Raw genomic sequence first — 14,195 nt, forward strand, 5'->3', positions numbered from 1 at the left:
TTTAGGTGTTACGGCGGGCGACGATCAACAACTGCCATCATTCTACGGGGTGCCAAATATCGAAGTAGCAACATTCATTTAGAGCAACAAATTGAAGTAATTACCAAAGAATAAAAGTAAACACTTATGAAAATTAAACCTTTCCCTTACCTATTACTTTTTATCTTAATTCCATCCATTGGATTGAGTCAAAAGGTTTATAAATCAAAGCCGGACCCATTTAACGGGAATTGGAGTCATGAAACAAAGCCAGCAAGTATTTTCGGTGACTACGGGTATGGACGTCACGTATTAGTTCAATTCCGTCAAAATTTCTATCCGAACGAATCTACTCAAGATTCAACTTGGTACTTGTTGGTTTCTATAAAATCAAATGACGTATTTACAATTAGACCTACAGATTCACTGAGGCTAAAGTTCGAAGACAATCAAATTTGGAGCTTTCCATATACTAAGCTTGAAATAAATATCCCAAGTGATTACAGGCACTTTTGGGTTCCTCTCAATTATGAATTCGTTAGACAACTTCAAAGCAGTCTACTTAAATACATTCGGATTGATACGGAAAAAACCAATCAAGACTTTGAAATTTCACGATCAAATGCCGGTTGGCTGATGGATAACTACTATGCTTTTGATAAATACATGAAGAAGTTAAAATGAAGAAGAAGTCAATAAAACCAACAGTCAATGAACGAATGTTCAAGCTTCGAGATCAAGCCATTTTTCTAGGGCTGGCCACCTCGGAAAAGAATTGGTGTGACCAGATCGGTTTCATTTCACAGAACATTAATCAGGTAAAAAGGGGTAAACAGTCGTTCACTTTGGACCACATTCATAACGCAGTTGAACTCGTGGAATGCAGCTATGACTTCATTTTCGGCAAGATCGATACCCTCAAACATAAAACAGGAGGTAAAACAGAAAACTAGCGCAAACGGATAAATTTTAAAATACAAAATACACGCCCAGAGCGAGTTTGATAAGTCAGAAAAGCAATACTGAGGATTTTGGTTCTGTTTGTCTTGGTTCGAATCCAGGTCGGGCAACAAAAAGAAAAGCTGATCAATTGATCAGCTTTTTTATTTTAATGATTTCTTGTGTAGATCAGTCCATAAGCCGTTTCATACACCTTTTCAAGCTTGCTTTCCAATCGGGAATTGTTAGATGATAGGTTTCTTCAATTTTTGCTGTATTCAATAATGAAAATGCCGGTCGTTTTGCCGGTGTTGGATATGCCGAACTAGGAATGGCATGTAATTCACACTGCAAACCAGCTTGCTTTTTAATTTCACTAGCGAAATCGAACCAACTGATTTTCCCTTTATTACTGTAATGATAGATACCCGGGACCCAAGTTCCCGAGCTAATGATTTTTAAAATTGAATCAGCTAAATCTGCTGCGTAAGTGGGAGCGCCAATTTGATCAGAAACTACGTTCAAACTCGGGCGTTCTTTCATCAAACGCAGCATCGTTTTCACGAAATTATTTCCATGAAAAGAATAGACCCAAGCCGTTCTTATGATAATTGAAGAAGGATTTGCATTTACACAACGTTGTTCGCCCTCTAATTTCGATTTTCCGTAGACATTGGTTGGACCCGTTGTATCCGTTTCTTTATACGGAATTTCACTGCTTCCATCGAATACATAGTCGGTGGAAATATGAACCAGTTTTGTTTGATATTTTTCACATATTGTTGCCAGTACTCCTACCGATTCACCGTTCACCAGCATGGCCATATCAGCTTCCGTTTCCGCCCTGTCAACAGCTGTATAAGCAGCAGCATTGATGCAAAAATGCGGCTTGTAGGCTTCGAAGAAGGACTCTACTAATGGAAAATGATGTAAAGGACAATCTTCGCGACTCAGAAATACAAATCGGTAATCAGAATATAGAGAAGAGAGTTCTCGTAATTCTTTTCCAACTTGACCATTGGCCCCGGTAACTAAAATGATTGGAGCACTCATAAGCGGAGGTTTAGAATACAAAATTGTTCTTGCAATTATTGAAAACCGGCTGCGCCATGTCTTTCTCAGACACAATCATAGCTTCTGCCGGCACTTTCCAATCGATATTCAATACAGGATCATTGTAAAGGATTCCGGCTTCCGCATCTTTGTTGTAGAGCGTGTCGCACTTATACATTACTTGAGCAACAGGACTGAGTACTGAAAACCCATGAGCAAAGCCTTTTGGAATATACAACTGCTTCTTATTCTCGGCGCTCAACTCAATACTATACGACATACCGTATGTAGGGGAACCCTTTCTTATGTCTACCACTACATCTAGAATTACACCTTCCAGTACTCGCACTAATTTACTTTGGGCGTGTGGTGCTAACTGATAGTGCAACCCTCTTACCACACCGTATGAAGATTTAGATTGATTGTCTTGTACAAATACTTCATTGATGCCTTCTTTACTAAAAGTAAATTGATTGAACGACTCAAAGAAAAATCCTCTGCTATCGGCATAAACAACCGGATCAAAAATGCATAGTCCGGGAAAGGCAGTCTGTGTAAAAGGCATGATTATTAAATTTTCGATCAACGTTTATCATAAAGTTCACCGTAGAACTTTTGATAATCGCCCGAAGTTACGTTTTTAATCCATTCCTCGTTTTGAAGGTACCAATCTACTGTTTTCTCTAGGCCTTCTTCGAATTGAAGAGAAGGTGTCCAGCCCAGTTCTTTGTTGAGTTTGGTAGCATCAATTGCATACCGGAGATCATGACCTGGACGGTCGGTTACATATGTAATGAGCTGTTCGCTGGTGCCGGCCGGGCGTCCCAGTTTCTTATCCATAATACTGCAAAGTAGTTTTACCAGGTCGATGTTTTTCCATTCATTGAAGCCACCCACATTGTAGCTCTCTCCCACTCTTCCGTTATGGAAAATAACATCGATGGCGCGAGCATGATCTTCCACAAACAACCAATCGCGAACATTTTCTCCTTTACCATAAACGGGTAAAGGCTTGTTTGTTTTGATATTATTGATCATTAATGGAATCAATTTTTCGGGGAAGTGATGGGATCCATAGTTGTTCGAGCAATTACTCATTTTAACCGGAATTCCATAGGTATCGTGGTATGCCATTACAAAATGGTCGGAAGCTGCTTTGGAAGCTGAATAAGGCGAATGTGGATCGTAAGGTGTTTCTTCTGTAAAGAACCCTTCTTCTCCTAATGAGCCGTATACTTCGTCGGTAGATACGTGGTAGAACAGCTTGTTCTCATAGCTTCCTTTCCAATATTTTCGTGCTGCATTCAAAAGAATGGCTGTTCCCAAAACATTTGTTTTTACGAAAGCAAGGGGGTCCATGATAGAACGGTCTACATGCGATTCAGCAGCCAAATGAATTACTGCATCGAATTGATGTTTTTCAAACAAAGAGTAGATTGCCTCTTCATTGGTAATATCGGCTCTTTCGAAAAAATAATTAGAACTAGATTGAACGTCTTTCAAATTCTCCAAGTTACCGGCATAGGTAAGTGCATCCAAGTTCACAATTTTGTAGTTTGGATACTTCTTTACAAACAATCGAACCACATGCGATCCAATAAAACCGGCACCTCCGGTGATCATGATGGTTTTAGCAGCAGTGCTCATAAACTCGTCTTAAGGTATAAAGTTAAAAGCGGTCTTTAAGAAAAGACCGCTGAATGAATTATTTATTTGGATAGAATTCTTTAGGTTGTTTCATCCATTCTTCAGGCGGAAGGTTTTTGAAATATTCGTAGGTAATTTTCAACCCTTCTTTTCTACTCACCTTTGGTTCCCAGCCTAAAATTTCTTTTGCTCTTGTTATGTCCGGACGACGTTGTTTAGGATCGTCTACAGGCAAAGGTTTGTGAACAATTTTTTGAGTAGTACCTGTTAGTGCGATGATTTCTTCTGCGAATTCTTTCAGGGTAATTTCATCGGGGTTGCCAATGTTCACCGGCATGTGATAATCGCTTAAAAGTAATCGGTAGATCCCTTCAACCAAATCGTCAACATAACAAAAAGAGCGCGTTTGGCTTCCATCACCGAATACAGTTAAATCTTCGCCTCTCAAAGCTTGACCAATGAATGCAGGAAGTGCTCTACCATCATTGAGGCGCATGCGAGGACCATAGGTATTGAAAATACGCACAATGCGGGTTTCCAAACCATGGAAGGTATGATAGGCCATTGTTATGGCTTCTTGGAAACGCTTGGCTTCATCGTAAACACCACGAGGACCAATCGGGTTTACATTTCCCCAATAATCTTCATTTTGGGGATGCACCATTGGGTCACCATAAATTTCAGAAGTAGATGCAATGAGCATTCTAGCTTTCTTTGATTTGGCTAATCCTAAACAGTTATGGGTACCTAAAGAACCTACTTTCAATGTTTGAATAGGGATCTTAAGATAATCAATTGGGCTAGCCGGAGAAGCAAAATGCAAAATATAGTGCAGTTCACCCGGAACATGAATGAATTTAGAAACATCGTGATGATAGAATTCAAATTGTTCCAGTTTGAACAAGTGTTCAATGTTCTTAAGGTCGCCGGTAATGAGGTTGTCCATTCCAACTACTCGATACCCTTCTTTAATGAAGCGATCGCATAGGTGAGAACCTAGAAAACCTGCTGCTCCTGTTATGAGAACTCTTTTTGTAGACATAGGTGATTATTTAGCTGCAGATGAATTTGGAATAGCGGTTGCGCGACCTACACTTTCATAATAGAAACCGAGATCTCTTACGGCGTCTGTATCGAACAAATTACGTCCGTCGAAAATTGCTTTGCTCTTGAGAGATTTTACAATTTTCAGAAAATCGGGTGTTCTAAATTCGTTCCATTCGGTAGCAATTACGAGTGCGTCGGCATTTTCCAAGCAATCGTACTGTGTTTCAGCATAAGCAATTTTATCGCCAATTACTGCTTTCACATTACTCATTGCTTCCGGATCGTATGCTTTCACGGTTGCACCTGCGGCCACTAATGCATCAATAATATATAAGGCGGGGGCTTCACGTATATCGTCGGTATTGGGTTTGAAAGCCAATCCCCACAAAGCGAAATGCTTGCCTTTTAAATCACCATTAAAATATTTTGAGATTTTTGGAATGAGGTGGAGTTTCATCTTCTCATTCACATCCATTACAGCATTCAATATTTTAAAATCGTAGGATACTTCGGTTGAAGATTTCACTAAGGCTTGTACGTCTTTAGGGAAACAGCTTCCGCCGTATCCGATACCCGGGAACAAGAAGCGTTTTCCGATCCGTTCGTCACTACCAATTCCCTTACGAACCATGTCAACATCTGCACCTAAGCGTTCGCATAAGTGAGCGATTTCGTTCATAAAGGTGATTTTGGTTGCCAGGAATGAATTGGCGGCATATTTAGTAAGCTCTGCTGAACGAACATCCATGTAAATGATAGGATTTCCTGAACGCACAAATGGAGCGTATAAGTCGCCCATTGTTTTCTTCGCTCTGTCAGATGCAGCTCCAATTACCACACGGTCGGGCTTTAAAAAATCGTCAACGGCTACACCTTCTCTTAAGAACTCGGGATTTGACACTACATCGAAATCTCCTTTGTAGTTGGCGGCAATTGCAGCATATACTTTTTCAGCTGTCCCTACCGGTACTGTGCTCTTATCAACAATTACTTTATAATCTGTTAAGAGATTTCCTAAATCTTTTGCTACTCCCAAAATGTATTTCAAATCGGCAGATCCGTCTTCACCCGGAGGTGTAGGAAGGGCCAAGAAGATGATTGCGGCGTCTTTAATACCATCAGATAAGCTGGTAGTAAAATGCAATCTGTTTTCGCGTTGGTTTCTCAAAAACAGTTTCTCTAGTCCGGGTTCATAAATGGTAATTTGTCCTGATTTCAGTTTATCGATTTTTTTCACATCGATATCAATGCAAGTCACTTCGTTACCGGTTTCAGCGAAACAAGTTCCTGTTACCAGTCCTACATACCCTGTTCCAACTACTGCAATCTTCATGGTTTCGAGTTTTAATTGAGGTTAAGCTTTTTTATTTTCTTGAATATAGGTAAGCACGTGTTTCGTAATGTATTCCAATTGATCTTGATCCAACTCAGTATGAATGGGCAATGAGATGACTCTCTCCGTTAACCAGTCTGTTGTTTCAAGGGTAAATTTATTTCCTCCGAAGGCAGCAAACATTTGTTGACGATGCGCCGGTACGGGGTAATAAATCATCGATGGTATTTTTTGTTCAGCCAGGTAAGCGTTCAATCCATCGCGATCTACTCCTTCCAGCAACAATGTGTATTGATGAAATACATGTTTGCCATAGTTAGCTCTGAATGGTGTGGTAATAGCCGGTTCATTTTTAAAGGCCTGATCATAATAATCAGCGGCTTTTCTGCGAGCGTTGTTGTATTCATCAAGGCGTTTTAATTTCGCCAATAGAACAACCGCTTGCATGGTATCGAGACGGCTATTACATCCAACTAAATCATGGTAGTAACGTTTACTTTGACCATGATTTGCAATCATTTTTAACCGATTGGCTAACGTTTCATCGTTGGTGAATATTGCTCCCCCATCACCATAACAACCTAAATTTTTAGAAGGGAAGAAAGAAGTACAGCCAATAGTACCCAAAGTACCCGTTTTAGCTATTCTCCCATCGGAGAAAGTATAATCGGCGCCAATGGCTTGGGCATTGTCTTCAATAACGTAAAGGTTGTATTTTTTGGCTATGGCAAGAATTTCTTCCATAGGGGCCGGCTGTCCGTACAAATGCACCGGTACAATTGCCTTTGTTTTTGGAGTAATAGCCTTTTCAATGGCCGCCGGGTCAATACAAAAGGTTTTGGGATCTACTTCTACGAATACGGGCTGCAATCGAAGCAGGGCTATCACCTCCGTAGTAGCTACATATGTAAAAGACGGGGTGATTACTTCATCGCCCGGTTGTAGATCGAGCGCCATCATGGCTATTTGAAGGGCATCTGTACCATTGGCACAAGGCACTACATGGGAAATATTTAAGTAAGAAGCCAATTGAGCGGCAAACTCAGTAACTGCCTTTCCTCCAATAAAGGAAGCTGTATTCAGCACTTCTTGTAATCCAGTATCAACTTCTGTCTTTATTTTTGCGTATTGCCTCTTCAGGTCAACCATTTCAATGGGATGCATACCTTTTGTTTTCTATTAAAATGGCACAAAGCTACTCCGAAATTGTGGTTTTTGCAACGTTCTGATGGCATGTTAAGAATTGAGTATAAATTTGTTGAAGCTAAAACTCGCCATTTGCACCTGTTTTTTTACAATCTGTTTCTTTTTGCTTATCAATTGGGTATCAAATTGGTAGCGCGCTGGAATCCCAAAGCTCGTTCCTGGCTCAAAGGTCGTATCAATATCTTTGATCGATTAAAAGACGCGCTTCAGGAAAACCGGAGACCGGTTATTTGGATGCATTGCTCCTCTCTTGGAGAATTTGAACAAGGAAGGCCGATTTTTGAGTCTATCAAAGCTTCTCATCCTCAACACTTTATGTTAGTAACCTTTTTCTCTCCCTCGGGTTATGAATATAGAAAGGAGTATGCTGCCGCCGATTTGGTGATGTATTTACCCATGGACGGAAAAGAAAATGCACAAAGGTTTCTCGACATTGTTCAGCCTAAATTAGTGATCTGGATTAAATATGAATATTGGTATTACTATCTAAAGCAGTTAAAGGAGCAACAAGTGCCCGTTTTATTGGTATCGGCGTTGTTCCGACCCAATATGGCTTTCTTCCAATGGTATGGAAAAATGTATCGTGAAATCTTGGGCTTCTTCAACACTATTTTTGTTCAAAACGAGGCTTCCAAAGCGGCGTTGAAAACAATTGGGTTTGAAGAAAATGTAGTGGTTGCCGGAGACACTCGTTTTGACCGAGTAAAAACCATTGCCGATAATCCGGTGCAAGTACCGGAAATTGCGGCATTTATTGAACAAGCTCCAACCTTGGTTGCAGGCAGTACTTGGCCTGAAGACGAAGAACTGTTGGATCACTATGCCAATGTTCATCCTCATGTAAAGTTCATCATTGCTCCTCACGATATATTTGAAGAACGACTTCAACAGATTGAAGCACTTTTTAAACATGCCGTTCGGTATTCAAAATGGAAAACAATGACTGAAAACGAGAAACGGCAATCTTCTTTTAACTCTTTGATCATCGACAATATTGGAATGCTATCTAGTTTATACCAGTACGCAACCGTGTCTTATGTTGGTGGGGGTTTTGGGGAAGAAGGGGTTCACAATGTGTTGGAAGCGGCGGTTTATGGCAAACCGGTGGTGTATGGACCCGAATACAGTGCTTATGAAGAGGCTATTGAACTGATTGACTGTGGTGGCGGGTTTAGTATTGAAAGTGTAATTGAAATGGAACCACTTGCCGATCGACTGCTTACAGACAAAGCCTTTTATCATGAAACCTGTGAAGCTGCTGCCGGTTATGTAAAAGGCAAAGCAGGTGCGTCGAAAAGTATCTTAGATCGTATTTATGAAAAGCGTCTTTTAACCAATTGATAAAAATGTTGGGTAGTTGATTTCTGATCATCCCATCCCAACTTCAATTTCAATTCTCGTTCCATCCAGAAAAGGGCTTCTTGATATACATGGAAGGAATTGATAGTTTTTATGCTTCTTTCAAACATGATGTCATCGCCTCTGAAGAGATCGTTTATAAACACAAATCGATCATTGATTCCGATGGCTTTTCTTAAGTCCCGAATGGGTACTTCTGTAAGAATATGTCCAACTTCTACCACGGCTGCTTTTAACGAATCATTAAGAGAATTGGCAGCGCCGGCCATCACTTCATTGAGTTCACGTCCTCTATTTTGATGAGATAAGGTTGGAATATCGATCATGGGATCGAAGGCTCTTCCATTCTTTTCTTCCTTTTCAGGGCTAGTTGCAGGAACAATATCATCCGGAAAAAGAGAGATCGGGATGCGCGATTTCGCAATAGTAACCGGTTCATTTTGGACGGTTTGGCGTGGTGCAGAAGGCATTGTAACCGACACTTTCGTGGAGGTCAAAGGCTTGCTGGAACTGGATATTTGAGCAGAAAGCTCCGCTTCAATTAATTGGGCTGTTACCAATAATTGGGCAGGACTTGCTTTTTGTTCAAATTGTTCATTTAATTTGCCGATCAATTGGGCTAAGCGATCCATCATTGGTGACCTTTTTTTACCATTTATCTACGAATAGATAAAATTAAACAATTTTCATTCCGTTTTATCAAGTAAGATGTTTATAGAACCAAATATATCGGGAGAAAGACGCGGCTGGATCGAAGTCGTTTGTGGTTCCATGTTCAGTGGGAAAACCGAGGAATTGATCCGTAGACTGAAAAGAGCCAAAATTGCCAATCTGAGAGTAGAGATATTCAAACCTAAAATTGATACGCGGTACGATGAGCAACAAATAGTTTCTCATGATGAAAATGCCATCGTATCAACCCCTATTGATAACTCGCAAACCATTCTTTTGTTGGCCAATGATGTAGATGTAATTGGTATTGATGAAGCGCAATTCTTCGATGATCAATTACCGGATGTTTGCGAACAATTGGCGTTAAAAGGCATCCGTGTGATAGTAGCCGGATTGGATATGGATTTCTCTCGCAAACCATTCGGTCAAATGCCGAATCTTTTGGCGAAAGCCGACTACATCACTAAACTGCACGCCATTTGCGTGAAATGTGGAAATATTGCCAATTATTCTTATCGTAAAACCGCCGACTCAAGTCAGGTAGTATTAGGTGAGAAAGATGTTTACGAACCACGATGCAGAACTTGCTACAATCAATAGTGTGAATACAAAGAATCCATTTATAGCACTTTTTAAGAAGGACCTGTTGCTTGAAATTAGGCAGCAGTACACTTTATATGGGATTCTCCTGTATATAGCATCTACCATTTTTGTATTGAACTTGGCAATGGGAAGCCCCGATGACAAGGTTTGGAACGGATTGTTTTGGATCATTCAATTGTTCATTTGCGTAAATGCCGTAGCCAAAAGTTTTCTTCAAGAAAGCCGTGGTAGAATGTTGTACTTCTATACCATCGCAGGCGCTCCTCATTTTATTTTGGCTAAACTGCTGTTCAATTCGGTACTCATGATGGCAATGAGCATCATCAGTATGCTTTTGTTTGCTTTGTTATTGGGGAATCCGTTGGTTCATATGGGTAGCTTCCTATTATTAGTATGTTTGGGAGGCATTAGTTTGAGCTTGGTATTTACGTTTCTGGCTGCTATTGCGGCCCGTGCCCAACAGAATGCTGCCTTGATGGCTATTATGGGTTTTCCGCTCATTATTCCACAAGTTTTGTTGCTCATGAAGATCTCCAATATTGCTTTTGGTGCTGTTCAAAGCGGATTGTGGAGCTTAATGGGTTTGCTTTTATTGCTCGATTTGTTAGTTGTTGTACTTGCATGGATCTTGTTTCCTTTCCTTTGGAAAGACTAACATTTGATAGTTTTTTAATAAACAGGGCTTTCCTCGAAGAATTTCCATTGTTCGGATAGCTGAATTGTATGAAGCTTAATGAATATTGGAAACGGCTAGAAGCAATTGATTTTTAAAATACTAGCGTATCAATTCCTCCCCTTCCCCTAATTTTGCCATGGTTTTTGCAGTAAAAACCTGCAAATCCAATATTACATGCTAATGCGCGCATCCTGGTGGAAAATAATCGGAGTTTTGTTGCTCCTCTATACATTCAGTTGGGGCTTTTTTGTTCCCGTTCCTCATATTGGCAATTTGTACGAAACGATCCGCAATCTGTTTTTTCATGTTCCAATGTGGTTCACGCAATTGACACTCATTTCCATTTCGCTCTATTATGCTATTAAGTTTTTAAGAAACCCCCAGCCTCAGTACGATTTGTATTCCAATGCTTTTGCTCAAGTTGGGATTCTATTTGGAATGCTTGGATTGGTTACCGGTGCCATTTGGGCTAATTACACCTGGGGAAGCCCTTGGAACAACGATCCAAAACAATTGGGAGCAGCAATCGCTTTATTGATCTATCTCGCCTATTTTGTGTTGCGCAATTCAATGACCGATTTGGATAAGAGAAGTCGTGTAGCAGCGGTCTATAATATTTTCGCCTATTTCATTTATGTTCCAATGATCATGATTCTTCCCAGACTTACGGAGTCGCTGCATCCCGGAGGTAAGGGCGTAGAAGGTAATCCTGGTTTGAATGGAGCTGATTTGGATCCAGCGATGCGACTGGTTTTTTGGCCGGCAGTAATTGGATGGATATTACTAGGAGTATGGATCAGCACATTGGTGATTCGTTACAAAAATCTAGAAGAACAAAAGATAAACGCATAGCATTATCATTATTAAAAAGCAACAATGAAGAAAGCTGTATTATTCCTGCTGGGTTGTTTGATTCAAATAACCATGTTTGCACAAGATCAAGTAAATGCTGAACCTGTTCCTACCGGTATGAATGCGAATGGGAAGATTTGGGTTGTAATGGCCGTGTGCATTACGATATTAGCAGGCTTATTGTTTTTCATGGTTCGTGTAGACAGAAAGCTCTCTAAACTAGAGAAGTAGCCTCATTTTAAGTGTTTTTTTGGACCTCTCTATTCAATTAATTCAAAGAAACATCGTTAGTACCCTTGCATCTTTCCTGCTTTCCTGATGAGGAAAGCACCAACAAATGGCTTGTTAATTATTAGAAAAATAAAATTGCTTATCATGTCAGAGTACAGTTTTTTTGGTTCCGTTGAGAAAAGTTTCGATAAAGCGGCCAAATTCACCAATTGGGATCCAGGCATTCTGGAACAAATTAAACAGTGTAATGCCGTTTACCGCATGCACTTCCCTGTTAAGATCGGAGACAATATTGAGGTAATCAAAGCATACCGCGTTCAGCACTCGCATCACAAACTTCCATGTAAAGGGGGGATTCGTTTTGCCATGAGTGTGAATTTAGATGAGGTGATGGCCTTAGCAGCGTTGATGACGTATAAGTGTGCAATTGTGAACGTACCTTTTGCCGGTGCAAAGGGTGGTATTACCATCGACCCGAAGAAGTACACTCCTTACGAGTTGGAAAAAATAACACGTCGCTATACTTCTGAATTGATCAAGAAGAATTTTATTGGTCCCGGCATTGACGTTCCTGCTCCTGATTACGGAACAGGTGAAAGAGAAATGGCCTGGATTGTAGATACGTATGTGAGTATGCGTCCCGGCGAAATTGATGCTTTGGGTTGCGTAACCGGCAAGCCTGTAACACAGGGTGGTGTACGAGGAAGAAGAGAAGCTACCGGATTGGGTGTGTTTTATGGATTAAGAGAAGTGTGCAACATGCCAGATGTGATGCAACGATTGGGTTTAAGCGTAGGAGTTAAAGGCAAGAAAGTAGCAGTACAAGGATTGGGTAATGTGGGTTACCATTCAGCTAAATTCTTCCAAGAAGCGGGTGCAATCATAGTAGGATTAGCGGAATACGAAGGCGCCATTTGGAGCAATGATGGGTTGGATGTAGATGCTGTTTTCAATCATAGAAAGAAAACAGGTTCTATCTTGAATTTCCCGGGTTCTCAAAACTTTGCAAAAAGTACCGATGCCTTAGAAATGGAATGTGATATTTTGATTCCTGCTGCTTTGGAAAACGTCATCAATGGCGAAAACGCACCTCGCGTTAAAGCAAAGATCATCGGAGAAGCAGCGAATGGTCCATTGACTCCTGAAGCTGATGAAGTATTTGCGTCAAAAGGAACTTTGGTTGTTCCGGATATGTACTTGAACGCAGGTGGTGTAACGGTGAGTTATTTCGAATGGTTGAAAAACTTGAGCCACGTTCGTTATGGAAGAATGGAAAAACGTTTTACGGAGAATCAAAACCGTCAAATGTTGGAACAAATAGAAGAAATTTCAGGTAAGAAAGTAAGTGAAAAAGAGCGCGAAGAAATTATTCATGGACCTGACGAAGTTGATTTGGTAAGAAGTGGTTTGGAAGAAACCATGATCAGTGCCACCAGAGAAGTGATGGACTGTTGGAAAGCCAATCCTCAGATTCCTGACATGAGAACTGCAGCATATGTTGTTGCTATCAACAAAGTTGGTACCAGCTATGAAGAGCTCGGTATTTTCCCATAAAAGTTTTCAACTGCAATAAAAAATGAACCCCGCTCTAAGACTAGAGCGGGGTTTTTTCCATGAAATTGTCAAATTACCAGCACCTATTTTAATGGTTTTTCAAAATTCTGTTTGAGTCAGGTTTGAAAAACCTGTATTTCTTATTGATGTAATACTACAGCAGGAAGTTTGGTTTCTCTGCCATTTTGGATACTCACACTAGTTATAGTAGTATCATTGTATCCATTCGATCCGTCGAACACAATTCTATAGGTTCCAGCCGTCAATCCGCGTATCTTGAATCTTCCATCTGCATTCGGGATTGCAGTTGCAGTATCGGGTCCATAAGCTATAACAGTTGCTGCAGCAGCTGATGGAAGCACTGAACCTACTAAACTTGCAAAGTTCTTATCGCAGAATGGACGCAGCACCGGTTTCAAATAGTACTTCCCATTGATCTCTACAATTGAGCGAGCAATATCAAAATCAACCCACACTCCAACTGTTGAAGAACTATCATGTCTGTGTTTGTCTTGCAAATGCACATATAGATAATTGTTAGTTTCATTCACAATCGTAAGTGGGTAGGTAATACTGTCTTTCACTACTGTGTTGTTGGTACCCAATTGAATTCTCAATTTCCTCACAGTACCATCAATGGTACCACTAGCCAACAGCGTATCAATTCCATTTTTCAAAGAGAGAACATTATAAATACCCGGATTAATGGTGAGTGTTTGCCACACACCAAAAGAATCGCGGCGATTGATATCATCTTTATCAAAATCGTTCAACCCATGTCGATCGTCGTGCTTAGAACCTTGGCAAGTATCAATTTTAGCTTCTACTGCCAATACTTCAATGTTTACCGCATCAAAACTTCCGGGTCCATCTGTTAAATAAACTTTCAAAGAAGCGTTTCCTGATTGATTGCCGGCTCCTTTTTGGCAGGAAAGGGCAAATAAGGTTACTACTGCTGCCAAAGACAGCACTTTCATTTTTGTTTTCATTCTAATTCTGATTGTAGTTAGAAAAGTAAGGACTACCGTAAATGGCTTTCATAGT

The 14,195-nt window shown here is 40.4% G+C and carries 16 protein-coding genes; 8 read left to right on the forward strand and 8 right to left on the reverse strand.

Going from position 1 to position 14,195, the window contains the following annotated elements:
• Positions 1–126: 126 nt before the first annotated feature.
• Both ACQ2HE_RS18405 and ACQ2HE_RS18410 read left to right on the forward strand, forming a co-directional pair.
• Positions 127–663 carry a hypothetical protein gene (locus tag ACQ2HE_RS18405; protein WP_430900554.1) on the forward strand — a complete coding sequence of 179 codons (537 nt, stop codon included), beginning with the start codon at positions 127–129 and terminating at the stop codon, positions 661–663.
• Positions 660–932 carry a hypothetical protein gene (locus ACQ2HE_RS18410; RefSeq protein ID WP_430900556.1) on the forward strand — a complete coding sequence of 91 codons (273 nt, stop codon included), beginning with the start codon at positions 660–662 and terminating at the stop codon, positions 930–932. The genes ACQ2HE_RS18405 and ACQ2HE_RS18410 overlap by 4 nt, the downstream gene beginning before the upstream one ends.
• Before the next feature lie 175 nt (positions 933–1,107).
• Here ACQ2HE_RS18410 and rfbD read toward each other — a convergent pair whose 3' ends face one another.
• Genes rfbD through ACQ2HE_RS18440 form a run of 6 tightly spaced genes read right to left on the reverse strand, consistent with a single transcriptional unit; the run spans position 1,108 to position 7,162 of the window.
• Positions 1,108–1,971: a dTDP-4-dehydrorhamnose reductase gene (rfbD, locus tag ACQ2HE_RS18415; RefSeq protein ID WP_430900558.1), complete on the reverse strand. Its 864-nt coding sequence runs from the start codon at positions 1,969–1,971 to the stop codon at positions 1,108–1,110.
• Positions 1,972–1,981: 10 nt separating this feature from the next.
• On the reverse strand, positions 1,982–2,536 hold the full coding sequence (gene rfbC / locus ACQ2HE_RS18420) for a dTDP-4-dehydrorhamnose 3,5-epimerase (protein WP_430900560.1): 555 nt from the start codon (positions 2,534–2,536) through the stop codon (positions 1,982–1,984).
• A gap of 17 nt (positions 2,537–2,553) precedes the next feature.
• The gene (rfbB, locus tag ACQ2HE_RS18425) at positions 2,554–3,618 is read right to left on the reverse strand and encodes a dTDP-glucose 4,6-dehydratase (RefSeq protein ID WP_430900562.1); all 1,065 of its coding nucleotides are present in this window, start codon (positions 3,616–3,618) and stop codon (positions 2,554–2,556) included.
• A gap of 58 nt (positions 3,619–3,676) precedes the next feature.
• A complete protein-coding gene (locus ACQ2HE_RS18430; RefSeq protein ID WP_430900564.1) occupies positions 3,677–4,660 on the reverse strand; it encodes a UDP-glucuronic acid decarboxylase family protein in 984 nt (327 codons plus the stop codon).
• 6 nt (positions 4,661–4,666) lie between these two features.
• On the reverse strand, positions 4,667–5,998 hold the full coding sequence (locus ACQ2HE_RS18435; protein ID WP_430900566.1) for a UDP-glucose dehydrogenase family protein: 1,332 nt from the start codon (positions 5,996–5,998) through the stop codon (positions 4,667–4,669).
• A 21-nt stretch (positions 5,999–6,019) separates the two neighbouring features.
• Positions 6,020–7,162 carry a DegT/DnrJ/EryC1/StrS family aminotransferase gene (locus ACQ2HE_RS18440; RefSeq protein ID WP_430900568.1) on the reverse strand — a complete coding sequence of 381 codons (1,143 nt, stop codon included), beginning with the start codon at positions 7,160–7,162 and terminating at the stop codon, positions 6,020–6,022.
• Here ACQ2HE_RS18440 and ACQ2HE_RS18445 point away from each other — a divergent pair.
• A complete protein-coding gene (locus ACQ2HE_RS18445) occupies positions 7,157–8,545 on the forward strand; it encodes a 3-deoxy-D-manno-octulosonic acid transferase (RefSeq protein WP_430900570.1) in 1,389 nt (462 codons plus the stop codon). The two genes, ACQ2HE_RS18440 and ACQ2HE_RS18445, sit on opposite strands and share 6 nt — an antisense overlap.
• On the opposite strand, the gene ACQ2HE_RS18450 is transcribed toward ACQ2HE_RS18445, so the two are convergent.
• Positions 8,518–9,198, reverse strand: coding sequence for a hypothetical protein (locus tag ACQ2HE_RS18450; RefSeq protein WP_430900572.1), 681 nt, complete (start codon positions 9,196–9,198; stop codon positions 8,518–8,520). The genes ACQ2HE_RS18445 and ACQ2HE_RS18450 overlap by 28 nt on opposite strands.
• Before the next feature lie 73 nt (positions 9,199–9,271).
• On the opposite strand from ACQ2HE_RS18450, the gene ACQ2HE_RS18455 reads away from it, so the two are divergent.
• From ACQ2HE_RS18455 to ACQ2HE_RS18475, 5 genes are all read left to right on the forward strand, one after another.
• Entirely contained in the window at positions 9,272–9,835 is a 564-nt protein-coding gene (locus ACQ2HE_RS18455; RefSeq protein WP_430900574.1) for a thymidine kinase, read from the forward strand.
• Positions 9,795–10,493, forward strand: coding sequence for a heme exporter protein CcmB (locus ACQ2HE_RS18460; RefSeq protein WP_430900576.1), 699 nt, complete (start codon positions 9,795–9,797; stop codon positions 10,491–10,493). The genes ACQ2HE_RS18455 and ACQ2HE_RS18460 overlap by 41 nt, the downstream gene beginning before the upstream one ends.
• A 195-nt stretch (positions 10,494–10,688) precedes the next feature.
• Positions 10,689–11,366 (forward strand): cytochrome c biogenesis protein CcsA, encoded by a 678-nt coding sequence (gene ccsA / locus ACQ2HE_RS18465; protein WP_430900578.1) that lies wholly within the window; start codon positions 10,689–10,691, stop codon positions 11,364–11,366.
• 24 nt (positions 11,367–11,390) lie between these two features.
• Positions 11,391–11,597 (forward strand): CcmD family protein, encoded by a 207-nt coding sequence (locus ACQ2HE_RS18470; protein WP_430900580.1) that lies wholly within the window; start codon positions 11,391–11,393, stop codon positions 11,595–11,597.
• A gap of 144 nt (positions 11,598–11,741) precedes the next feature.
• Positions 11,742–13,151 carry a Glu/Leu/Phe/Val family dehydrogenase gene (locus ACQ2HE_RS18475; RefSeq protein ID WP_430900582.1) on the forward strand — a complete coding sequence of 470 codons (1,410 nt, stop codon included), beginning with the start codon at positions 11,742–11,744 and terminating at the stop codon, positions 13,149–13,151.
• Positions 13,152–13,291: 140 nt separating this feature from the next.
• Here the strand turns inward: ACQ2HE_RS18475 and ACQ2HE_RS18480 are convergent, their stop codons facing one another.
• Positions 13,292–14,140, reverse strand: coding sequence for a DUF4382 domain-containing protein (locus ACQ2HE_RS18480; protein ID WP_430900584.1), 849 nt, complete (start codon positions 14,138–14,140; stop codon positions 13,292–13,294).
• Positions 14,141–14,195: the final 55 nt, after the last annotated feature.

It is taken from the genome of Endoryza foliicola, from assembly GCF_050589245.1.
Lineage (GTDB): Bacteria > Bacteroidota > Bacteroidia > Chitinophagales > Chitinophagaceae > Endoryza > Endoryza foliicola.

What these genes read in the sequence shown, in the direction of transcription:
- ACQ2HE_RS18430 (WP_430900564.1), bottom strand. Translation starts at nt 4,660, where the DNA reads ATGTCTACAAAAAGAGTTCTCATAACAGGAGCAGCAGGTTTTCTAGGT.
- ACQ2HE_RS18435 (WP_430900566.1), bottom strand. Translation starts at nt 5,998, where the DNA reads ATGAAGATTGCAGTAGTTGGAACAGGGTATGTAGGACTGGTAACAGGA.
- ACQ2HE_RS18445 (WP_430900570.1), top strand. Translation starts at nt 7,157, where the DNA reads ATGCATACCTTTTGTTTTCTATTAAAATGGCACAAAGCTACTCCGAAA.
- ACQ2HE_RS18460 (WP_430900576.1), top strand. Translation starts at nt 9,795, where the DNA reads ATGTTTACGAACCACGATGCAGAACTTGCTACAATCAATAGTGTGAAT.
- ACQ2HE_RS18410 (WP_430900556.1), top strand. Translation starts at nt 660, where the DNA reads ATGAAGAAGAAGTCAATAAAACCAACAGTCAATGAACGAATGTTCAAG.
- ACQ2HE_RS18450 (WP_430900572.1), bottom strand. Translation starts at nt 9,198, where the DNA reads ATGATGGATCGCTTAGCCCAATTGATCGGCAAATTAAATGAACAATTT.
- ACQ2HE_RS18405 (WP_430900554.1), top strand. Translation starts at nt 127, where the DNA reads ATGAAAATTAAACCTTTCCCTTACCTATTACTTTTTATCTTAATTCCA.
- ACQ2HE_RS18480 (WP_430900584.1), bottom strand. Translation starts at nt 14,140, where the DNA reads ATGAAAACAAAAATGAAAGTGCTGTCTTTGGCAGCAGTAGTAACCTTA.
- rfbD (WP_430900558.1), bottom strand. Translation starts at nt 1,971, where the DNA reads ATGAGTGCTCCAATCATTTTAGTTACCGGGGCCAATGGTCAAGTTGGA.
- rfbC (WP_430900560.1), bottom strand. Translation starts at nt 2,536, where the DNA reads ATGCCTTTTACACAGACTGCCTTTCCCGGACTATGCATTTTTGATCCG.
- ccsA (WP_430900578.1), top strand. Translation starts at nt 10,689, where the DNA reads ATGCTAATGCGCGCATCCTGGTGGAAAATAATCGGAGTTTTGTTGCTC.
- ACQ2HE_RS18470 (WP_430900580.1), top strand. Translation starts at nt 11,391, where the DNA reads ATGAAGAAAGCTGTATTATTCCTGCTGGGTTGTTTGATTCAAATAACC.
- rfbB (WP_430900562.1), bottom strand. Translation starts at nt 3,618, where the DNA reads ATGAGCACTGCTGCTAAAACCATCATGATCACCGGAGGTGCCGGTTTT.
- ACQ2HE_RS18440 (WP_430900568.1), bottom strand. Translation starts at nt 7,162, where the DNA reads ATGCATCCCATTGAAATGGTTGACCTGAAGAGGCAATACGCAAAAATA.
- ACQ2HE_RS18475 (WP_430900582.1), top strand. Translation starts at nt 11,742, where the DNA reads ATGTCAGAGTACAGTTTTTTTGGTTCCGTTGAGAAAAGTTTCGATAAA.
- ACQ2HE_RS18455 (WP_430900574.1), top strand. Translation starts at nt 9,272, where the DNA reads ATGTTTATAGAACCAAATATATCGGGAGAAAGACGCGGCTGGATCGAA.